At 58.7% G+C, this 20,063-nt stretch carries 20 protein-coding genes and 1 pseudogene; 7 read left to right on the forward strand and 14 right to left on the reverse strand.

Translation table 11 applies throughout. The annotated features are described in order from the left end of the window. Positions 1–93 precede the first annotated feature (93 nt). The 3 genes from arcA to LVY75_07420 form a co-directional block, all read right to left on the reverse strand. Positions 94–1,338 (reverse strand): arginine deiminase, encoded by a 1,245-nt coding sequence (gene arcA / locus LVY75_07410; protein ID XAZ19957.1) that lies wholly within the window; start codon positions 1,336–1,338, stop codon positions 94–96. A 20-nt stretch (positions 1,339–1,358) separates the two neighbouring features. Further along, positions 1,359–2,792 (reverse strand): basic amino acid/polyamine antiporter, encoded by a 1,434-nt coding sequence (locus tag LVY75_07415; protein ID XAZ19958.1) that lies wholly within the window; start codon positions 2,790–2,792, stop codon positions 1,359–1,361. 309 nt (positions 2,793–3,101) lie between these two features. Then, on the reverse strand, positions 3,102–4,532 hold the full coding sequence (locus LVY75_07420) for a basic amino acid/polyamine antiporter (GenBank protein XAZ19959.1): 1,431 nt from the start codon (positions 4,530–4,532) through the stop codon (positions 3,102–3,104). Between the two features lie 464 nt (positions 4,533–4,996). Here LVY75_07420 and LVY75_07425 point away from each other — a divergent pair, with 464 nt between their 5' ends. Continuing rightward, a complete protein-coding gene (locus LVY75_07425; GenBank protein XAZ19960.1) occupies positions 4,997–6,184 on the forward strand; it encodes a helix-turn-helix domain-containing protein in 1,188 nt (395 codons plus the stop codon). A 126-nt stretch (positions 6,185–6,310) separates the two neighbouring features. Here the strand turns inward: LVY75_07425 and LVY75_07430 are convergent. From LVY75_07430 to LVY75_07445, 4 genes and pseudogenes are all read right to left on the reverse strand, one after another. Further along, positions 6,311–6,376 (reverse strand): annotated as a pseudogene (locus LVY75_07430) (hypothetical protein). Positions 6,377–6,387: 11 nt separating this feature from the next. Further along, on the reverse strand, positions 6,388–7,527 hold the full coding sequence (locus LVY75_07435) for a mandelate racemase/muconate lactonizing enzyme family protein (protein ID XAZ19961.1): 1,140 nt from the start codon (positions 7,525–7,527) through the stop codon (positions 6,388–6,390). A 12-nt stretch (positions 7,528–7,539) separates the two neighbouring features. After that, on the reverse strand, positions 7,540–8,448 hold the full coding sequence (locus LVY75_07440) for a dihydrodipicolinate synthase family protein (protein XAZ21355.1): 909 nt from the start codon (positions 8,446–8,448) through the stop codon (positions 7,540–7,542). Positions 8,449–8,461: 13 nt separating this feature from the next. Then, a complete protein-coding gene (locus tag LVY75_07445; GenBank protein ID XAZ19962.1) occupies positions 8,462–9,172 on the reverse strand; it encodes a GntR family transcriptional regulator in 711 nt (236 codons plus the stop codon). 123 nt (positions 9,173–9,295) lie between these two features. Between LVY75_07445 and LVY75_07450 the strand changes: the two genes are divergently transcribed. The 5 genes from LVY75_07450 to LVY75_07470 are packed head-to-tail and all read left to right on the forward strand — an operon-like array spanning position 9,296 to position 14,511. Next, positions 9,296–10,897 carry an ABC transporter substrate-binding protein gene (locus LVY75_07450; protein ID XAZ19963.1) on the forward strand — a complete coding sequence of 534 codons (1,602 nt, stop codon included), beginning with the start codon at positions 9,296–9,298 and terminating at the stop codon, positions 10,895–10,897. Between the two features lie 22 nt (positions 10,898–10,919). Further along, on the forward strand, positions 10,920–11,981 hold the full coding sequence (locus LVY75_07455; protein XAZ19964.1) for an ABC transporter permease: 1,062 nt from the start codon (positions 10,920–10,922) through the stop codon (positions 11,979–11,981). 4 nt (positions 11,982–11,985) lie between these two features. Next, positions 11,986–12,897: an ABC transporter permease gene (locus LVY75_07460; GenBank protein ID XAZ19965.1), complete on the forward strand. Its 912-nt coding sequence runs from the start codon at positions 11,986–11,988 to the stop codon at positions 12,895–12,897. Continuing rightward, positions 12,890–13,738, forward strand: a complete 849-nt coding sequence (locus LVY75_07465) for an ABC transporter ATP-binding protein (protein XAZ19966.1) — start codon at positions 12,890–12,892, stop codon at positions 13,736–13,738. Before LVY75_07460 ends, LVY75_07465 begins: the two co-directional genes overlap by 8 nt. A gap of 2 nt (positions 13,739–13,740) precedes the next feature. Next, the gene (locus LVY75_07470) at positions 13,741–14,511 is read left to right on the forward strand and encodes an ABC transporter ATP-binding protein (GenBank protein XAZ19967.1); all 771 of its coding nucleotides are present in this window, start codon (positions 13,741–13,743) and stop codon (positions 14,509–14,511) included. Between the two features lie 131 nt (positions 14,512–14,642). Here the strand turns inward: LVY75_07470 and LVY75_07475 are convergent, their stop codons facing one another. The 4 genes from LVY75_07475 to LVY75_07490 form a co-directional block, all read right to left on the reverse strand. Further along, positions 14,643–15,065: an HD domain-containing protein gene (locus tag LVY75_07475; protein XAZ19968.1), complete on the reverse strand. Its 423-nt coding sequence runs from the start codon at positions 15,063–15,065 to the stop codon at positions 14,643–14,645. A 53-nt stretch (positions 15,066–15,118) separates the two neighbouring features. Beyond that, on the reverse strand, positions 15,119–15,304 hold the full coding sequence (locus LVY75_07480; protein ID XAZ19969.1) for a hypothetical protein: 186 nt from the start codon (positions 15,302–15,304) through the stop codon (positions 15,119–15,121). A gap of 411 nt (positions 15,305–15,715) precedes the next feature. Next, complete coding sequence (locus LVY75_07485; protein ID XAZ19970.1) at positions 15,716–16,105, reverse strand: hypothetical protein; 390 nt, start codon at positions 16,103–16,105, stop codon at positions 15,716–15,718. Further along, positions 16,105–16,701: an NUDIX domain-containing protein gene (locus tag LVY75_07490; GenBank protein ID XAZ19971.1), complete on the reverse strand. Its 597-nt coding sequence runs from the start codon at positions 16,699–16,701 to the stop codon at positions 16,105–16,107. Before LVY75_07490 ends, LVY75_07485 begins: the two co-directional genes overlap by 1 nt. 83 nt (positions 16,702–16,784) lie before the next feature. On the opposite strand from LVY75_07490, the gene LVY75_07495 reads away from it, so the two are divergent. Continuing rightward, positions 16,785–17,540, forward strand: coding sequence for a DeoR/GlpR family DNA-binding transcription regulator (locus LVY75_07495; protein XAZ19972.1), 756 nt, complete (start codon positions 16,785–16,787; stop codon positions 17,538–17,540). A gap of 127 nt (positions 17,541–17,667) precedes the next feature. On the opposite strand, the gene LVY75_07500 is transcribed toward LVY75_07495, so the two are convergent. From LVY75_07500 to LVY75_07510, 3 genes are all read right to left on the reverse strand, one after another. After that, complete coding sequence (locus LVY75_07500) at positions 17,668–17,877, reverse strand: hypothetical protein (GenBank protein XAZ19973.1); 210 nt, start codon at positions 17,875–17,877, stop codon at positions 17,668–17,670. Between the two features lie 365 nt (positions 17,878–18,242). Continuing rightward, on the reverse strand, positions 18,243–18,920 hold the full coding sequence (locus tag LVY75_07505; protein XAZ19974.1) for a hypothetical protein: 678 nt from the start codon (positions 18,918–18,920) through the stop codon (positions 18,243–18,245). Between the two features lie 637 nt (positions 18,921–19,557). Then, entirely contained in the window at positions 19,558–19,782 is a 225-nt protein-coding gene (locus tag LVY75_07510; GenBank protein ID XAZ19975.1) for a hypothetical protein, read from the reverse strand. Positions 19,783–20,063: the final 281 nt, after the last annotated feature.

Consider the following 20,063-nt stretch of genomic DNA (forward strand, 5'->3'; position numbering starts at 1 on the left):
CCCGAAGCGAGCGCTCCAGACCACAGGCAGGCGCCTTGACCTGGGCACAAACCCAAGGATTCCGGATAAGAAAGCCAGGTTTTTCGGCCACGATCAGTAGTCGACCGCGTCACGAGCGATAGGGCATGTCATGCAATGGCCGCCGCCGCGCCCACGCCCAAGCTCCGCGCCTGTGATCGTGATCACCTCAATGCCCTGCTTGCGCAGCAAGGTATTGGTGTAGGTATTGCGGTCGTAGGCATAGACGACGCCGGGTGACGCGCAGACCAGATTGGCGCCGCTGTCCCACTGGGTTCGTTCGCGCATATAGTCGTTTCCGCCGGTCTCGACGACCCGCATCGTCTTCAATCCGAGCGCGTCGCGCACGGTTTCGACGAAAGAGCCCTTGTCCTTGCGCAGTTCGATGCCGCCATTGCCGTCGGGACGATAGGAGAAGGCTTCGATATTGTTGACGATATCGGGATAGAGAAGCACGCAGTCGCGGTCCGCAAAGGTGAATACCGTGTCGAGATGCATGGCCGCGCGCAGCTTCGGCATTGCCGCAACGATAACGCGCTCGGCAGCACCTTTCTCGAATAGTGCTTTTGCCACCTGACCGATCGCCTGTCGGGAGGTGCGCTCACTCATGCCGATGAGGACATTGCCCTTGCCAATTGGCATGACATCCCCGCCTTCGATCGTGGCAAGACCCCAATCCTTCGTTGGATCTCCCCACCAGACGTTGACCTTGCCGGCGAAGTCGGGATGAAACTTGTAAATAGAAGTGGTAAGGATCGTCTCCTCATGACGCGCTGGCCAGTAAAGCGCGTTCAACGTTACACCGCCATAGATCCAGCAGGTCGTATCACGCGTATAGAGCGTATTCGGCAGCGGCGGCAGCAGATATTCGTTGACGCCGGCGGCATCACGGATCAGGGCGAGTTGCTCGCCGCCCAGAGCTTCCGGAAATTCGAATGTCGACAGGCCGCCGATCAGGGTTTCAGCCAGATCCCGGTCGGAAAGCCCCTCCAGATAGGAACGCACTTCGTTCAGCAGACCGAGACCGATCTGGTTGGCGACGACCTGATTGTCGAGAATCCACTTCTTTGCCTCAGGGAGCGCAACCGTCTCGGCGAGCAGATTATGCATCTCGACCACGTCGACGCCGCGGTCACGCATTTTGGTTATGAAGTCGAAGTGGTCGCGCTTGGCATTATCGACCCAGAGAACATCGTCGAACAAGAGCGCGTCGCAATTGCTCGGCGTCAGACGCTGATGGGCACGCCCCGGCGCGCATACCAGGACCTTTCGCAGTTGGCCAACTTCGGAATGCACACCGAATGTGATTTCCTGTGTCATCGATTTTCCTCCCTGTGTCCTCAAGGCGTGATGGTGCCGCTCAACAGACCATAAGCTCCGACAAGGCCCGCAATCACGGTGACGGCGAAAACGATGAGTTCGATGCTGGTGAAAAGCGTCACTCTCTGCTCTCGCCGCGCCCAGACGTAAAGGATGGTTCCCGGCACGAATAAAACGCTGACGAGCAGGACATATTTCAGCCCTGCGGCGATGAACATCACGATCGTGTAGATCACCGCGATCCAGGCAAATATCTGGTCGCGGCCGCGCTCCTCCGGCGTTTCCTCATAGCCTTCGCCCCGACGCGCAAGCAGCACGCCGTAGCCTGCGACCAGAAGATAGGGAAGAAGCGCCGTCACGCTCGTCATGTCGAGCATGAAATTGAAGGCATCGCGAGACCAGTAGGTCGAGATCACAAACAGTGAGACGACGATATTGGTCAGCCACAACGCATTGGCCGGCACCCTGTTGTCGTTCTGCGCTGCAAATAGCCTCGGCATATCGGCTGATTTGGCAGCAGCAAACAGCACTTCGGCGCAGATCAGCGACCATGCGAGATAGGCGCCAAGAACCGATACCAGCACGCCGACCGAAATGAACACCGCCCCCCAATGGCCGACCACGACTTCCAGAACGCCAGCGAGCGAGGGGTTTTGGACTCCCGCGACCGTTGCGCGCGGCATCGCAGCGTAGGGAAGCAAAGTGATCGCCACCATCAGACCGGTCACACCGACAAAGCCGAGAATAGTCGCGGTACCGACATCGGCACGGGTCTTGGCGAAGCGGGAATAGACGCTCGCTCCTTCGATCCCCAGGAAGACGAAGACCGTGATCAGCATCGTGTCACGAACCTGCGCGAAAAGCGATTTTTCGGGCATGTGTACGCCGCCGAAAAAATTCGCGGAGAACTCTGTGTAATTGAACGCGAATATCATCGCCAGGATGGCGACGACGATCGGGACGATCTTTGCAATCGTGACGATCACGTTGATGAAGGCCGCCTGCTCCACGCCGCGCAGGATCATGAAATGGAAGGCCCATATTCCCAGGAGAGAAACGACGATGGCGATCATGGTGCTCCCGTCTCCGAAGAGCCCAGGGAAGAACCGGCCTAGCGTCGAGCCGATCAACACCCAATAGAAAACGTTGCCGAGGCAGCTTCCCAGCCAGTATCCAAAGGCCGAAAGAAAGCCCATGTAATTACCGAAGCCCTCCTTGGCGTAGGCGAAAACGCCAGAATCGATCTCGGGCTTTTTCTCCGCCAGGGCCTGAAACACACGCGCAAGCATATACATGCCGGTGCCCGCGATCGCCCAAGCTATGATCGCACCGAACGGCCCGGTCGCCGTCCCGAAACGACCTGGAAGGTTGAATATACCAGCGCCTACCATCGACCCGACAACCATGGACGTCAGTGCGAAAAGGGACAATTTTTGCGTGGAAGCCGAAGTCATGATGCCCTCTCAAGAAGGTTGTTCGGACCTTTTGAACATTCGTGCTGCAGGGAACGGCCTATAGCGCACTATAAAATGCTTCCGCCGTGGCCGTGATCGCACAGAATCTCACAACTATGCTTTGCGTTTAAAAGTGACGAAATTTGCTAAATTAGCGAACAATGCGTTAAGTCGCGGCGTTTGCGACAACGACTTTGAGAAACGGATACCTGGAGCCGCACGGGCCGAAGCGAAATATTTCGAGACATTTCAGTCGGTTGGCACTCTCGCACAGTCGCGACTGCGGTCTGCATTCGGTTTGACTTGTCCTCAAACCGAAATGCGACCGGTTGCGAGGGCGTAAATGGCAATCATGGCGCCCGCGACCGCAACGATGAACACCGGCATTTCGGCCAGCTTAAACACAGGAAGTTTCTGCTCTCGACGTGCCATTAAGAACAGGATGGTACCGGGTCCGTAAATGGCGGCGGAAAGCAGCAGATGAGTGCCACCTGCAGCGGCGATAAGAAAGGAAGTATAGGTGAGTGCCAATGCGGATCGCACGAATTCGCGGTGGCGGCTCGCGGAATCCCCTTCGTAGGTTTCGCCAGTCAAGACAAGCTTAAAAGAATAGGCGGCGACGAGAAAATAGGGAATCAGAATCATCGAACTGGTAAGTTCGATAGCCAGACGAAGCGCGTATTGCGCAAATAGTGACAGGATCAGGAAGACCTGCACCACAATATTGGTCAACCACAGAGCGTTCGACGGCACGCCGGCACTGTTTTCACGCCGCAGAAATCGAGGCATCGTCCCATATTTCGAAGCGGAGAACAGAATTTCCGCGGCAAGCAGAACCCAGGAGAGATAGGCCCCACCAACCGAGATCATCAGCCCGGCGCTGACGAAGAGGGTGCCCCACGGGCCGACGATGGCCGATAGCACGCCCGCCATCGATGGATTGCGCAAATTGGCAAGATCGGCACGAAGCATGACGCCGTAAGAGAGGATGGTCACGAGAACGAGCAGACAAAGCACGCCCGCAAAGCCAAGCAATGTCGCAATTCCGACATCAGAGCGATTGCGGGCATAGCGAGAATAAACGCTCGCGCCTTCAATGCCGACGAAGACGAATACGGTAACCAGCATGGTCGCGCGGACCTGCCCCGCGACGCTGCCGAAGGTAACGGTTTCACCTCCCCAAAAGTTGAGCGCGAAGATGTCGGCTTGGAAACCGTAAATGACAAATACAATGAAGAGTATGATTGGGATGATTTTGGCGAAGGTGACGATCGTATTGATCAACGCCGCTCCGCGAATTCCACGCAAGATCAGCGCGTGAACGGTCCACAGCAACACTGACGAGGTGGCAATGGCGAAAATCGTATTCCCGTCGCCGAAGATCGGGAAAAAGAGTCCAAGAGTCGACTTGATCAATACAAAGTAGGAAACATTCCCGAGCAGGGCGGCGGACCAGTAGCCAAGCGTGGACAGGAATCCAAGATAGTCGCCGAAACCCGCTTTCGCATAGGCGTAGATGCCGGCGTCCAAATCTGGCTTACGTTGCGACAGGGTCTGAAAGACGAAGGCGAGCATCAACATGCCAAGGCCAGCGATCGCCCAAGCGATCATTGCACCAAATGGCCCCGTCGCACGTCCGAAAGCTTGTGGAAGCGAAAAAATACCAGCGCCGACCATCGACCCTACGCACATCGCCATCAGCGTCCACATCGAGAATTTGCGTTCGGAAGAAGATTTCATGGCTGACGATCCAGGTGGGCCTATTTTCGACGGCACGAACGGCCGTCCATCAGCTCACATTACCTGATCCGCAACGCCCCAGTGATGGCACGGAATCTCGTACCTATGCTCTCCGTCCACGAAGCAGGTCGACTTTCGATCTGTTGGCACGGTAGCAACAGGTGCCTCTTGTGAGCAAGATTGCGCCAATCGTCGCGACCTAAGGGCGAGAAACCGGCTCGCTGCGACACAGCCCAAAAAACCTCGAAGGCCGGCATCGAAATAGCTTCGATACAAGATCGCACCAACGATTTCTGCGCATTTGACGGAACTGAGTACGTTGTCAGGCGATAGTAAAGCTGTCCCTGCCCGGCTAGATTGTAGTTTATAGTCGATCATGCTAATAGACGATCCGAAATCCGGCGTGAGTGTCGCAAGACGGCCAGACATCCAGTTGAAATGCAGATTTTGGTTGGAGACCTTCGATGTCGAATTCCGCTTTTCAAAGCGCAGCTCGGTCTGCGCGTATCATGACAGTTTGCCAGATAGGGACGCAGCAAAAGGCCTTTCAGCCAGCGCGACTTGCAGCTGGACGGAATGCGGTGGAAAACCGCGCCCCCGGACCGGTTACCGCCCCGCAGTCATCAAATCTCTCTTCCTTTGATTTTGTAACGAACGCTGTACCGACGATCCGCCAGTTCGAGGCGTGGCGCGCCAATTTCGCCCCGATCGTTGATCTCGGTTCGACGCGTGACACGACGAGGGGGTTCTTTGGACAGCAGTCCACCTGGGACCTCGGCTGCCTTGTGTTTTCGCATGTCACAACGGATCCCCTGCAATTCAAGAGCACAATACATCACCTCCACTGGGAGCCACTTGACCATTTCGTCCTGTCGGTTTTGCTTTCCGGAGAAACTTGTACCGAAACCACCACCGGCACATTCCGTGGCACTGCCGGGGTCACGCAGATCCATACGATGGGGCGCAATTTCCACGGCAGTCTGACGGCGAGCGAGATGCTTATCTTGTTCGTCCCGCGGGACTTTTGCCCTCGTTTGACCCGGGCCTTGAGCGCAGCTGAATTCACAACACTTGAAAGCGGCATGGCGCGGTTATTCCATGACTATATGATCGCGCTGGCCAACCAGCTACCGCTCCTCCAACTAACCGATCTTCCTGCCTTGGTGGAGGCAACGCGCGCAATGATGCTCGCTTGTGTCTCTCCTTCTGCCGGCAACGTTGAGATGGCAAGTCATCCGATTTCAACAACGCTGCTGGATCGAGCGCAGAAAATCATACAATCGAAGCTGTTCGACCCCACCCTGGGACCTCAAACGCTCGAGCGAGAATTGGGGGTTTCGCGTTCGCGACTTTACCGGATGTTTGAGGCTTTTGGCGGAGTTAAGCATTACATCCAGCATAGGCGCCTGCTCGACGCCCATGCAGCTTTAGCGAACCCTAGCGACCAACGCCGGATACTAGATTTAGCGGAGCAGCGCTGCTTCAGTGACGGCACGGAGTTCAGCCGCGCTTTCAAGCGGGAATTCGGCTATAGTCCGACGGATGTGAGGTTCGGAAAGAGGAGCCACTTCCCTTACCGACACCCCAAAGGGCTTGAGGAAAGCGACCCGGCAAGCCGGCTTGGAACAATGCTGCGCAGACTGCACGGCTGATCCGACCACATGAGCCATTCGATCTATCCGCGGAAGCGACCACGAGGGCGCGGCGGGGCAACGCCATTCGGCGAGCCCCGCATATAAATCGAAGCAGCCCGCCGCCTCGGCGACATCCCAGTCGGCCTCCGAAAACGGCTTGCCATTGTCGAGAACTTCGAGGCGGGCGATCTCGGCCTGGCGGGCGCGAATGACCGAAGCAGTCAGGGATAGGCTGTCGATCCGTCCGGCTTGCGGGTTATTTTCCGCTCCCAGTGAATGTAGTCTTCCGTCTGCAACGCCTTTTCATCGATTTCCAGCCCCCAGCCCGGACGGTCGGGCCGCAATTCCATATGGCCGTCGACCGGCATATACGGATCGGCCGCCCATGGCGCGTGGACATGAGGCTTGAACTCAAGCACCTTGAAGTTCGGCTGCGCGGCGCAGAAGTGGATGTTGACCGCCGTCGCAAGCGGCCCCATCGGGTTATGCGGCGCGACGGTTACATAGTGGGCCTCAGCGATTGTTGCGATCCTGCGCATTTCCGTTACGCCGCCGACAACGCATATGTCCGGCTGGATGATATCGGCGCCGCGGGCTGAAAGCAGCGACAGGAATTCGAAGCGATTGTAGAGCGATTCCCCTGTGGCCAGCGGGACGGAAACTTTCGACTTCAGCTCTGCCCATGCCGGGATGTGTTCCGGCCGGATCGGCTCTTCGTAGAACAGCGGATCGTTCGGCGCAATCGCCGCCGCAAGCTGAACAGCTTGATAGGGCTCGAAGATCTTCGCATGGGCATCAAATGCGAATTCGAAATGCGACGGCGTAATCTCGCGTATCTTGGCAAACCAGTCACCGGTTTCCTTTACAAGCTCGCCCCAACGGCTGGCATGCAGGTCGCGGCGGAAAGGGCTGAGCTTGAAAGCCGTGTAGCCGTATTTTTCGTTCAGCTCCAGGGTCTGGTCCTGCGCCGTCTGCGGGTCCGGCGCGGTATAGACGCCGCAATAGACGCGCACCCGATCCCGAACGTTGCCGCCAAGCAGCATGTAAACCGGCAGGCCGGCGGCCTTTCCGGCAATATCCCAGAGCGCGTGATCGATCGCCGAAATGGCCGCAAGCCCGAGGGCGCCCGGCGGAAAACGGCACTGCTGATTGAGTTTCAGCACAAGGAATTCCACTCGGCGGGGGTCCTCCCCTTCAATCTGATGGAAGAGGTAGTCGAAAAGCGGTGGCAGCGCCCAGTCGGGGCCGTGATTGTAGCACTCGCCCCAACCGGAAATGCCTTCGCTCGTTTCGATTTTCAGGAGCAGTCGCGGCCGGTCGTCGACGCGCTGCATGTAGGTCTTGAAGCCGGTGATGTGCATTGACATTCTTCCTCAGGCGGCGCGGTTCTTGCCGCTTACATTGTCGACGATTGCGCGCAGTTCCGCGCGTTCCGCGTCCGTCAGACTTTCAACGCCGGGAAGGCGAACAGGGCCGACATCGGTTCCGAGCATGCCGAGCGCCTCCTTGACGACAGTGACATTGGCGCCGTTCAGATATTTGGTGCGCAGCGCTTCGAAACCGGCGATGTCGTCGATAAGAGCGCGGGCAGCGGCGTAGTCGCCGGCTTCCAACGCCTGATGGATGGCATGCGAACGCTCGGGGAAAACGTTGACGAGCCCCGAGGTAAAGCCGCGAGCACCCATGGCATAGAAGGCCGGCGCCCAGCCCTCGGCGAGGCCGCAGACCCAGATCGCCGGTGCATCCTTCGTCGAGCGGATGACTTCGGCAAGCAGCATCAGATTGCCGGAAGCGAACTTGATACCGGCGATGTTCTGATGCAGGGCAAGCTTGCGGAAATCAGCGACGGAGAATGTATCGCTGCGCACATAGGCAATGACAGGGACGGTGGACGCCTCGGCAAGTTCGAGGAAATATTTCGCCTGGTAGCTCGGCCCGGCAAAGGGATCCATCGGGTGGTGACCCATGATCGCATCAGTGCCCTCGGCAATCGCGTGACGGGCGAGCGCCTTGGCTTCCGTCAACGAACGCCCGACAGCGGCGCTGATCAGAGCCTTGCCATCGGCGGCCTTGATCGTTGCGCTGTGAACCGCCTTTACCTCATCCATCGTCAGCGTGAAGAATTCGCCCGTATTGCCGGCGGCCATCAGATTGTGGACCCGGGCGCTGGCGAGGCGCGCAATCAATGCGGAAAGCTTGGCGAGATCGATGCTGCCGTCCGCCTTGTAGGGGGTCACCGGAACGCCGGAAATGCCCGTCAGGGCCTTGCGAATCTTGTCCATTGCCACGGTCACGTCAAATGTCCTCTTTCTTCCTGAATACGATGTTGAGGTAGGTTTCCCCGGAGCGGACAACGTGATCGCGCATCACCCGCTCAGCCCTGTCGCTATCGTTCGAGACGATGGCGGCAGCGATGGCGGTGTGTTCGGCCAGCGCCTTGTCGCGCTCCTTGTTGTCGGAATGAATGACGCGGCGAATGCTCGCGTCGTAGAATTGCTGGCGCTCGATCATGCGAGACAGGTACTGGCAGCGCGAGGCAATGTGGATCTGCTCGTGAAAGGTCTCATTCAGGGCAATGAGGTCATCCGCAACGCCATTGGCTGTGGCCGCCTTCATCGACGCGACCGTATCGCTGAGCTTCCCGGCTTCTTCCTGGGTGATCCGCTTGGCGGCGAGATGGGCGATCATCGATTCCAGCGCGGCGCGTGCTAGGATCATTTCCTCCGCCCACCCGGCGTTGAACCGGATCAGCACCCCACGACGCGGCAGGGTTTCAACCAGTCCTTCGGTCTCGAGCTGCCGGAGTGCCTCCTTGATCGGAGTGGTGGAAACACCAAGCTGCTCGGCGAGCTGGCGCTCGTTCACGCGCTCATCGGCGCGAAAGCGGCCTGACAGGATCGCCGCGCGCAGCGTCTTATGAACATGATCACGAAGGGTCGTCAGGAATCGCGGATCGATCTTTTCGATGCGGTCGTCTCCCGCCCCGCCCTCCATCCTATTTTCCATAAGCCGAAAATTCCCCCGTTGACGACAAAATCGTTTTGTGAGATCTGATATACCAGATTTCAGATCGATGTCGATATCAAAATTCGTTCTGATGCGATTGCAGAGATGCTTGGGAGGAAGAAAATGAAGATCCAAAGACGCGGGCTATTGATCTCGTCGGCTCTTGTTGCCGCGAGCCTGATGATGCCACTGGCTGCGGCCGCAGCCACCCCGAAGGACCAGCTGGTCATCGCCACGAACATGTCGTCGATGCGCGGTCTCGATCCTAATGAAATCAACCAGTTGGAAGCAGCAGAAATTGTCGCGAACCTTTATGAGCGGCTGATCGTGCTGCCGGCCAACGACATCACCAAGCCGGCTCCGGGTGTCGCCGAGAGCTGGAACGTCTCGCCGGACGGCAAGACGTTCACATTCAAGATCCGCCCCGGCATCAAGTTTCATTCCGGCAATCCGCTGACGGCGAAGGACGTCGAGTGGTCGCTGCGGCGTCTCGTCAAATTGGGGCTCGCGCCATCCGTCGACCTTCGCCAATGGGGCTTTACCGACAAGAATGTCGACGATCTGATCAAGGCGAGCGACGACACCACCGTGGTCCTCCAGACGCCCAGCCTCTGGAACCCCAACCTCATCCTCTATTCGCTGGCGAGCTTCTCGACCTCGATCCTGGACAGCAAGTTCCTTGTCGAGCATGAAAAGGACGGCGATATGGGGCGCGAGTTCCTGCAGGCCAACGACGCAGGCTCTGGCCCCTATGCGCTGCGGACCTGGCGCGTCAATGACCTGCTAATCGCCGATGCCAACAAGGATTACTGGCAGGGTGCTCCGAAAATGCGCCGCGTCGTCCTGCGCCACATGCCGGAATCCTCCGGCCAGCGCCTGCAGCTCGAGGCTGGCGACGTCGATGTCGCGACGCGTCTTTCCTCCACCGACCTTGCGGCGGTCGAAGCGGGGGGCAAGGCCGATATTCAGAAGACGCCGGGCTTCGGCTTCTATTATCTCGCCTTGAACCAGAAGGACGAGATTCTGTCCAATCCCAAGGTTCGCGAAGCCTTCCGCTACCTGATCGATTATGACGGCCTCGCCAACACCGTCATGAAATATTACGGCATCAAGCAGCAGACGATCATTCCGGCCGGCCTGCCGGGTGCAAGTGAGGTCAATCCCTACAAGCTCGACATCGAGAAGGCCAAGCAGCTGCTCACTGAAGCCGGCTATCCGAACGGTTTCTCGAAAGTCTATTACGCAACGCCGGTCACCCCGGAATATGAGGTTGCACAGTCGCTGCAGGCCAACGCCGCAAAGGCCGGCGTCAAGCTCGATCTTCAGGGCGGCGACCATATCGGCAAGTTCCGCACGCGTGAATTCGAGATCTTTTCGGCACGATCGGGTGAACGCCTGCCGGATCCTCACGCGATCCTCCAGTCCTATGCGACCAATGCCAACAATTCCGACGATGCCAAGCTTACCGGCCTGAACGCCTGGCGCACCGCCTGGGATGTGCCGAAGGACATTCAGGATATGGTGACTGCAGCCGCCCATGAGACCGACCAGCAGAAGCGGGCCGATCTCTACGCGAAGATCAACAAGGCCTATCTCGAATCGTCTCCGCCGCTGATCACCTCCTTCCTGCGCACCGACGCAAAGGCTGTTCGCAAGGAGGTAAAGGGCTATCTCGGCCATTCGACATGGCTGACGCGCTGGGACACGGTTTCCAAGGGCGAGTGACCTCCTTCCAAGGGAGAATGACGTGAGCATCTCACAAATATCCGGGGCCGCATCGGGCGGCGGAGTAGCCGTGCTCGATGCGGTGAAGAAGGTGGCAACATCCTTCAGCGTCATCCTGACGACGTTGCTCGGCCTGCTGATCATCACCTTCGTCGTCGGCCGCATGGTCCCTGCCGATCCGGTCATTGCTGTCATCGGCGACCAGGCCGACCAGGCGACCTACGAGCGCGTCCACAAGGAGATGGGGCTGGACCAGCCGCTCTATGTCCAGTTCGCGACCTATCTCGGCAATGTCGCTCACCTGAATTTCGGCCAGTCCCATGTGACCAAGAACCCCGTGGCAAGTGACCTTGCCCGGGTTTTCCCGGCGACACTGGAGCTTGCGACGCTCGCAACGATCATCGGCGCCGGCCTCGGCATTCCGCTCGGCATCATCTCTGCCGTTCGCAAGGGAACATGGGTCGATCATCTCGCGCGTGTCGTCGGGCTTCTTGGGCATTCAACGCCGATTTTCTGGCTCGGCACCATCGTCATCCTGGTCTTTTACGCCAAGTTCGGGCTCATCCCCGGCAGCGGCCGACTGGACGTCTTTAATGAAGGATTGGTCGAAGGGCCAACCAACTCCATCCTCGTCGATGCGATCATTGCCGGCGAATGGGAGGTTTTCCGGGATGCCTTGCTGCATGTCACAGCCCCTGCCCTGATCCTCGGTTACGCGGCCATGGCCTATCTCAGCCGCATGAGCCGCAGCTTCATGCTGGAACAGCTTCGGCAAGAATATGTGCTGACGGCGAAGGCAAAGGGTCTCGACCAGCGCGCGATCGTCTGGCGTCATGCCTTCCGCAACATCCGGGTGCAGCTTTTGACCATCGTTGCCCTCGCCTATTGCGGCCTGCTGGATGGCACGGTCCTCATCGAGACCGTCTTTGCCTGGCCCGGCCTCGGGCAATATCTGACCTCCGCGCTGTTCTTCGCGGACATGAACGCGATCCTTGGCAGCGTGCTCCTGATCGGCATCATTTCGATCGTCATCAACCTGCTGTCCGACATCGCCTACCGCTTCCTCGATCCGCGCACCCGGTGACATCATGGCGACACGCAATTTCAACGATCTCCATAATTGGCTGATCAACGAGGAATTTTCCTCGACCCGGCAGGCGCGCTTCCACAAGGCCTACGTCCTGTGGCTGAACCTGCTTGCCAATCCGCTGGCTTTTGCCGGCTTTCTGGTCGTGCTCGCGCTGGTGCTCGTCGCTGCCTTCGCGCCGCTCCTTGCCAATCACGACCCTATTGCCCAGGATCTGACGACGGCGCTGAGACCGCCGTCGGCGACCAACTGGTTCGGAACCGACGAGTTCGGCCGCGACGTCTATTCGCGTCTCGTCTATGGCGCACGCACAACGCTCTATATCAGCATTCTGGTGACCATCATCGTTGCGCCGATCGGCTTTGTAATCGGTGCGACTGCCGGCTATCTCGGCGGCTGGATCGATGTCGTGTTGATGCGCATCACCGATATCTTCCTGTCCTTCCCGAGCCTTGTTCTGGCATTGGCCTTTTCTGCAGCCCTCGGGCCAGGCATCGAAAATGCCGTCATCGCCATTGCGCTGACGGTTTGGCCGCCGATCGCCCGATTGGCGCGCGCCGAGACGCTGACATTTCGCGCTGCCGACTTTGTCGTCGCCGCGGAACTGCAAGGCGCCGGCATGGGTCGCATCCTGCTCCATCACATCGTGCCGCTCTGTGCTCCCTCGATCATCATTCGACTGACGCTCAACATGTCGAGCGTCATCCTGACGGCGGCCGGCCTCGGCTTCCTCGGTCTCGGCGCCCAGCCGCCGATGCCGGAATGGGGTGCGATGGCAGCGTCGGGCCGGCAATATCTACTCGATGCCTGGTGGCTGACGACGGTTCCGGGCATTGCAATCCTCGTGGTCAGCCTTGCCTTCAATCTTCTGGGCGATGGCCTGCGCGACATCATGGATCCCCGAAATGCCTGATCAATCCCAGCCGATCCTTTCGATCAAAAACATGTCGGTCCAATTCCCGACCCTTTCGGGCGTCGTGACGGCCGTAAAGAATGTCTCATTTTCCGTCGGGCGCGAAAAAGTCGGCATCATCGGCGAATCCGGCTCTGGAAAGAGCACGACCGGACGCGCCATCATGCGGCTGCAGCCGGCCACTGCCAAAGTCGTCGCGGACGAAATGCGCTTCGAGGATGTCGATCTCGTACGCGCCAGCGAGGCCGATATGCGCGCGATCCGTGGGCGGCGCATATCGATGATCCTGCAGGACCCGAAATATTCGCTCAACCCGGTCATGACGGTCGGCGAGCAGATCGCCGAAACCGTCATTCTGCATGAACGCGTCGGCCGCCGCGAAGCGCGAGAACGCACACTCGCCATGCTGGAGCGGGTCAACATTCGCGATCCGGAGCGCGTCTTCAACCTTTATCCGCATGAAGTCTCCGGCGGCATGGGACAGCGCATCATGATCTCGATGATGCTGATTTCCTCCCCATCGCTGATCATCGCCGACGAGCCGACCTCGGCTCTCGACGTGACCGTGCGCCAGCAGGTTCTGTCGATCCTCGACGATCTGATCACCGAGCGCAACATCGGGCTGATCTTTATCTCGCACGACCTCAACCTGGTGAAGAGCTTCTGCGACCGGGTGATCATCATGTATGCCGGACGTATCGTCGAAGAGCTTGAAGCTGCAAAGCTCGAAGAGGCAACCCATCCCTATACGCGAGGTCTCCTGCAGGCGCTGCCGAGCGTCGACCACCCTCGAGACCGCCTTGAGATCTTGAGGCGGGACCCGAGCTGGGCGGAGGCATGAGCATGATGATATCAGTCAAGAATCTTGCCGTTTCCTTTGGCAGCGGCCACTCCGCCAAACAGGTGGTCAAGGATGTCTCCTTCGACGTCGCTCCGGGCGAGACCTTCGGCCTCGTCGGTGAGAGCGGATGCGGCAAATCCACAGTTCTCGGCGCGTTGGCCGGCAGGATCAAAGCGTGGGGTGGCTCGATTGCGCTTGATGGAGAGGCAATCGCCGCCAAGCGCTCAAAATCGCAGCTCGCCAAGCAGCAGATGGTTTTCCAGGACCCTTTCGGCTCGCTTCACCCGCGTCACACGATCGGCCGCACGCTTCTCGAACCCCTCGAGATTCATGGCATCGACCGGCGCAGGGAGCGCGTAGAGCAGGCGTTGCGTGATGTCGGCCTGCCCGCATCCTTCTATCATCGTTTTCCGCATCAGCTCTCGGGCGGTCAGCGCCAGCGTGTCGCAATCGCACGCGCCCTGATCCTGAAGCCGCGCGTTCTTCTCCTCGACGAGCCGACATCCGCACTCGACGTGTCCATCCAGGCCGAGATCCTCAATCTGTTGAAGGACCTGCGCGAAAGGGAAAAGCTGACCTACATTCTCGTCAGTCACGATATGGCGGTCATTGCTCACCTCTGCAATCGCGTCGCTGTCATGCAGGGCGGGATGTTCGTGGAAATCGCCTCGAGAGATGCTTTGCTCAGCGGAAATGTTGAGCACTCCTATACCCACACGCTTCTCGACGGCAGCAGGGGCTATCATAAAAAGCGTGTTGATCCTGTCGTGTAGCGAACCGCATCGAACCCATTGCTCAGCCAAGAGAATGCGAACGTTTACTCGGGATCGACGCGCGTTGACGTAGGTTCCTCACCGCTCCTTCATCGCCTCCGACGATACCTCGGCCATCCCGGCTGGAGACTTCAGGCTTTTCCCCGCTGAATGATTTCCAGTCCGCGCAGGTACTTCGCGGTCTCCAGACCAGCCTCCTCGGCCTGAACAAGATTGTCTTCGAGATCGGCCTTCTTTACGGCCCGGGCGATCGGGTTCGCAATGGCGCGCCGGACAAAATCATCGTCGTCTTCACCGACCCGCTTGGTCATCGCATCCACGGCGGCGATGACAGCAGAAGAAAATCCTTCCTGTCTAAGCCGATCCAATGTCCAGCCCGACGCTTTTTCCGGAGTGTCGTGTAGGTAGGCTACGATTTGCTCTTCCTCGGTCGCAACCAAGTCGGCGACACGTCGACAATGCTCGACATAAGGATGGCCAGTCTTGTCCATCTGCCCGCCATGTGCCTCCGACGCGACCTGAATGGCGTGTTGAAGATGCTGTTGCGGCTGCACCTGGATCCTCCATCATCGAACGGCCCTGCGTTCTCTTCCTAAACCTCACCGGGCTAGTTACGGTTCCACGACCCAATTTCGAAGCCGTCCATCTGCACGACTTCCGCCAATCGATCCGAAGCCGCCGGAGACGGCGGCAGGTCACTCCGACGATGAGGAAGAGCAGACAAGCCGGCAACGGAAGGAGAGAAGAAGGGCGAATAGAAAAAGCGCGGCGCGATCTTTCCGATGCGCGCCACGCTTTTCCTTCTTCTATGCATGTCGTCTGGCAAGACCGCTGCCTTCAGCTTTACGTGAGGCCTCCCGCGCCGTCGTAGCCCATCCCTGCTGCGGCACGCCTGCGCACGCTCGGGGAAAGCCGCCATTCCAGCACCACATCTGCTCCTTGCCTTCATCACCTGAGCTGTCGAGCTCGACGCGGCCAATGTTGTCTTCGAGTAATAGCCGGTGAAATCCTGTGTCTGGGCCGATATTCGTCGGATCAGGGGACCGCACCGCGCAGCGTCTCAGAGGTGTTGGAACAAGGAGGTTCCGCGCGGCCCGCAGACCTTGCAAGGTGTTCTTGCTGTGCTCTCGCCTGGTGTTCGGGGGCCTAGTACAGCGAGGTAACGTGTCGATCCTTCGCCGCTGACCGCCAGGGTCGATTTTCTCTAGCGGGATCCGATCGCACGCATCTTCTGCATCGTCTCCATCGTCTTCGCCTCGTCGCGCACGACGTGCCGACAGCCTTCGACCTGAGTGTTCTGGCGGCAGAACTGGATCGCGTTTCGGAGGTTAGCCTCGCGTTCGTCGGCTGCTTCTGCGGATGTCGCCCGGCGCTGCATCTCCATGCTCTTCTGCCGATGCGCCTCGAACTGTATCATCGCCGCCGCCCCCGTCGGATCAGCACCTGTAACGCCGCAGCCAGATAGAGTTCCAACTATGAGAAGTGCGGGGATTCGCGAAGGCAGTCGTTTCGCCAATTGAATTTCGGTTCGCATTGCAGCCTTCGTTTTCGAAAGCGCGAGTGCCGGCTGAGCTAAGATAAGGCGCACTTCCATCAGGCAGCGTCCTTCCGGACGTCGAAAAGATTAAGCGCGGCATACTGGAGCAGCATGATGGTCTTTCCATCGCGAATGCGCCCGTCCGCGATCATCTCCAGAGCTTCATCGATCGTCGGCTCGAGGCGCTCGATGTCCTCGCCTTCGTCGGCGTTTCCTCCGCCTTCAGCCACCTTGTCCGCGGCGCAGTAGGAGCCGACGAAGAAGTGAAGCCGCTCAGTTACCGAACCGGGGCTCATGAAGGCGTCGAACACCTCCCGCACGTCCGCCGCCCGGTATCCCGTCTCCTCCTCCACCTCGGCCTTGATGCGCACTTCGGCCGTGGCATCGTCCAACAAGCCGGCCGGCGCTTCGATCAGCAGGTCGTCATGTCCGTTTACGAAGGCGGGGTAGCGGAATTGCCTCGTCAACACCACCGTGCGCCGCTCGAGGTCATAAAGCAGGATGACGGCACCATTGCCGCGGTCATAGGTTTCCCGACTCTGCCTCTGCCACGTTCCGTCCGCTCTCAGAAAGCTGAACGTCGTCTTCTTCAGGACGTACCAGTCGTCCGATAGCGTCTCTACGTCTTCGACACGCACGCGGTCTGCGATCATTGTCCGATGCTCCATTCATTTTCTCACGATATTGCATGCTTCATCTATTCGTGCAACATCGTGCGATCAACAAGGAGGCGGTGATGCTCACGACGGAACGGAAGGCGCTCATCTTGAAGCTTCTTGCCAACGAAGGGCGGGTTGTGGCGAAGCAATTGAGCCAGAAACTGGATCTTTCCGAGGATACGATTCGACGTGATCTAAGGGAGCTTGCGGCAGAGGGTTTGCTTCAACGCGTCCATGGCGGCGCTCTTCCGGCGTCCAAAGCGCTGGCCGATCTCCCCACCAGGCGGAAGGTCCATGCAGACGACAAGACGGCCATCGCCAAGGCCGCGGCGGGCATGATCAAGAACGGACAAACCGTGTTCCTTGATGGAGGAAGCTCGGCCATCGCGGTCGCTCGAGCGCTTCCGCTCGCCTTGCGAGCCATAATCGTCACTCATAGTCCGGATATCGCCGTCGCCCTGCATGCCCATCCGGCCATCGAGGTCGAGCTTATAGGAGGGAGAATCTACAAACACTCCAATGTGGCGGTTGGCGCGGTCGCCATAGAGGGCATTTCCTCCTTGAAAGCCGACATCTACTTAATGGGCGTCACCGGCATCCATCATGAACATGGCCTGACGACAGGCGATCGGGAGGAAGCGGCCGTCAAGCGTGCTATCGTCAGGCAGGCGGCCGAAACGATCGTGCTCGCGTCTCGCGAGAAGCTTGGCGCGGTCTCAGCCTGCAACGTGGTCGGGCTTGATCAGGTGGATGGCCTTCTCGTCGCAAAGAGCTGTCCGGCGAACCTGCTGGTGCCCTTCAGGACGGCAGGAATATCGATATCCACGGCCTGAGGCGCGACGTTCGAACAGCCCGGTTTCACAAGGACAATGCTGCTTCATTTGCCGCGCAGAACCGACATGGAAGCATGACAATTGGAAATCAAGGACCCGTAGATTGGGAATAGATCAACCAACGGCTTCAGCGTTGAACGCGCACGCCGTTTGTCGGCCCGGTATAGGCAATATGAAGCAACCCGCGCTTCGGGTCGATGAACACGATGCGTCCGTTGCCAAAAGTGTAGAAGATGCCACCATCGGTTTTGGCTCGCTTCAACGCCATACAATCGCTGTCCCAGTCATCCTCTATGTTGCGTGCCGCTTCGCACGCCTTCTCGAACGCGGCAAGCACTTGCCCGTCTCCTGGGGAGGCGTGCCGGAGGCTATAGGCATCGATTGGACTGGCAGCCCAGTCGACATATCCGTCATCAGCACCTTTCAGCGACTTCAACGGTCGAAGATAGTCCAGTCCGAGGATCGTAATGATTTCGCCGACATGGTCAGCAAGCCCGGCCGTGCTGACGCCTGCGGCCCGGAAGCCCGGGATCTTAAGAGCGCGCCTCTGGGAAGGGCGCTCCGTTCGGACGCCGCCTGGAACGGATTTAGCGACCTCGGCTTCACCGGTCCCCCTCATACGCGCGGAATTGAGGTACCACTCGTAGACAAATGGGAGGAGCAGGAGGACAGCCAGTGCAATATATGCGCGTCGAGCAATACCTATCGGGGTGTCCTCCCTAATGCGATCCCAGGCTCGACCTTCTGGGCACGGTAGACGATGTCGCTGGACCGTCGGACAACGCGGTTCGGACTGTCGTACCAGTTTCGACTCCCGTCAAAATCAGTTTTGACAAGATTGGGGGCCTTCTCCTCGACATCATCTTTCGGCGAACCCCATCGATAGGGCACGGCATGCATCGACGCGAGTGTCGCGGCACCGTTTCCGAAAGGATCGAACAGCTCCCATTGCGTCGGCTTGTCAGCGGTCATCACGACGAATCCAGCGGTACGGTTCGGCCATCGTCCCTTGCAGACGCGAAGGACGTCGACCTGCTCGATATCGCGCAGCACCTCTTCGGCCAACGGGCACAATTGCATTGGAATCAAGAAGACCCTTCCATCGCGCGCTACAAATGCATGTGCGTTGTTGGATGATGGTTTGCATCCGCCATTGAAAATCCGCTCGACCCAACGTCTCGAACGCCTGTTCTGGGCCCGTATTACCGAATGGAGCGTCTCCGGTCCCACGCTGAGCGATGCGGCCACCTCGTATTGAGTGGTGTAAGTACAGAAGGGATCGAAGGAACCGGCCGGCGCCTCCCACCATATGCCGACAAAGGCCGTGAGGATCGCAGCGATTCCACCGATCTCTAAAATTCTTACAATGTGTGCCCGCATGAGACGTGAGCCTATACAACCTTTACGAAGACTTCTTTGAAATCTTGCGCTGTAGTTGCTATTGCCCTAACGCGTTCGGCTCGGCGCCGACGAGCGGCGCGGATCGAGGCTGCCGTTCTGACAGATCCATGCCGCTCTCCTGGCTTGGAGTCGACTGCGTTCCGCACGGGAGTGCTACAGGGTTCGATGAACCCGCCACCCGCAGCTGAAAATCTTTCGATGCCATCGCTCGCCCTTGTCCATGAAGCCAAGCTCCATTGGGATTCGGCGGATTTCTGTGTCCATTCCGGCAGCTGATTTTCCGAAGTCAAACCTCCGCGACACGAGGTGGTGACGGCGGCATGCTGGCCTCGTCGCATTCGACAAGTTCGCCGCTGTTACGAAGGTTCGAGATTCCTAGCTGAACGACCTTAATCAGATCGGTCATCCGCTGGCCGCGGCAACGGCGCATGCATGGCCGAGTTTCGGAGACGCAACCTCTTCTTCCGATTGATGTTAATAAGGCCGTCCTTGGAGGACCCCATTTCATATGCGGTCGAACTGCCTCGGACTGATCGCCCAGCAGACCACTACTAACGAGCGTGTTTGAAGCCGTGGTGGCGAGTTTCCGTTCGTGAGGGAGCCGGACAAGCAATGGCTACTGGAAGCGACCGAAACTCTGATCGAGGCGCTGCATCCATAGACGGAAGTCATTGATCAGCAGAGCCAGATCGTAAAACCATTCAGCGCGGAGGAGCTCGAAACGGCTCGCCATTCTATCATCGAGGAGGGCGTGAACCTTTTGCCTCAGATCTTCGAGCGTTTTATCCGCAGGATAACGCGCCGCAGGACGCATTGCCGCGGGATTCGGTCGATTTTCCATAGAAATGCGCTCCTCTGTGGTCAAGATCTCATCAATGAATTTATATCGCAATGCGATATATTTCAGGGCGAACGCCGGCAGACGATGGCGGCTTCAGAGCCTGAGTCCAACAGAGCCGCGCCTCTCGCCCGCGCGCCATCCTTGACTCGTCAACGGTTCATCGCCATCTTCATTCCATGTTGATCTGGCACCATAATAGTGTTGTGAAGCGGGTAATCCTCATCGCGGGATCCTAATCCCCGGCTGGCGACGTCGCGCCTGCCGAGGGATACTGGCGTCCG

Source organism: Sinorhizobium sp. B11 (assembly GCA_039725955.1).
GTDB lineage: Bacteria > Pseudomonadota > Alphaproteobacteria > Rhizobiales > Rhizobiaceae > Rhizobium.

Excerpts from the sequence above, each read along its gene's own strand:
- LVY75_07445 (XAZ19962.1), bottom strand. The coding sequence starts at position 9,172 with ATGGAAAATAGGATGGAGGGCGGGGCGGGAGACGACCGCATCGAAAAG.
- LVY75_07485 (XAZ19970.1), bottom strand. The coding sequence starts at position 16,105 with ATGGAAGTGCGCCTTATCTTAGCTCAGCCGGCACTCGCGCTTTCGAAA.
- LVY75_07505 (XAZ19974.1), bottom strand. The coding sequence starts at position 18,920 with ATGCGGGCACACATTGTAAGAATTTTAGAGATCGGTGGAATCGCTGCG.
- LVY75_07415 (XAZ19958.1), bottom strand. The coding sequence starts at position 2,792 with ATGACTTCGGCTTCCACGCAAAAATTGTCCCTTTTCGCACTGACGTCC.
- LVY75_07425 (XAZ19960.1), top strand. The coding sequence starts at position 4,997 with ATGTCGAATTCCGCTTTTCAAAGCGCAGCTCGGTCTGCGCGTATCATG.
- LVY75_07450 (XAZ19963.1), top strand. The coding sequence starts at position 9,296 with ATGAAGATCCAAAGACGCGGGCTATTGATCTCGTCGGCTCTTGTTGCC.
- LVY75_07470 (XAZ19967.1), top strand. The coding sequence starts at position 13,741 with ATGATGATATCAGTCAAGAATCTTGCCGTTTCCTTTGGCAGCGGCCAC.
- LVY75_07440 (XAZ21355.1), bottom strand. The coding sequence starts at position 8,448 with ATGGACAAGATTCGCAAGGCCCTGACGGGCATTTCCGGCGTTCCGGTG.
- LVY75_07495 (XAZ19972.1), top strand. The coding sequence starts at position 16,785 with ATGCTCACGACGGAACGGAAGGCGCTCATCTTGAAGCTTCTTGCCAAC.
- LVY75_07490 (XAZ19971.1), bottom strand. The coding sequence starts at position 16,701 with ATGATCGCAGACCGCGTGCGTGTCGAAGACGTAGAGACGCTATCGGAC.
- LVY75_07460 (XAZ19965.1), top strand. The coding sequence starts at position 11,986 with ATGGCGACACGCAATTTCAACGATCTCCATAATTGGCTGATCAACGAG.
- LVY75_07510 (XAZ19975.1), bottom strand. The coding sequence starts at position 19,782 with ATGGAAAATCGACCGAATCCCGCGGCAATGCGTCCTGCGGCGCGTTAT.
- LVY75_07465 (XAZ19966.1), top strand. The coding sequence starts at position 12,890 with ATGCCTGATCAATCCCAGCCGATCCTTTCGATCAAAAACATGTCGGTC.
- arcA (XAZ19957.1), bottom strand. The coding sequence starts at position 1,338 with ATGACACAGGAAATCACATTCGGTGTGCATTCCGAAGTTGGCCAACTG.
- LVY75_07435 (XAZ19961.1), bottom strand. The coding sequence starts at position 7,527 with ATGCACATCACCGGCTTCAAGACCTACATGCAGCGCGTCGACGACCGG.
- LVY75_07420 (XAZ19959.1), bottom strand. The coding sequence starts at position 4,532 with ATGAAATCTTCTTCCGAACGCAAATTCTCGATGTGGACGCTGATGGCG.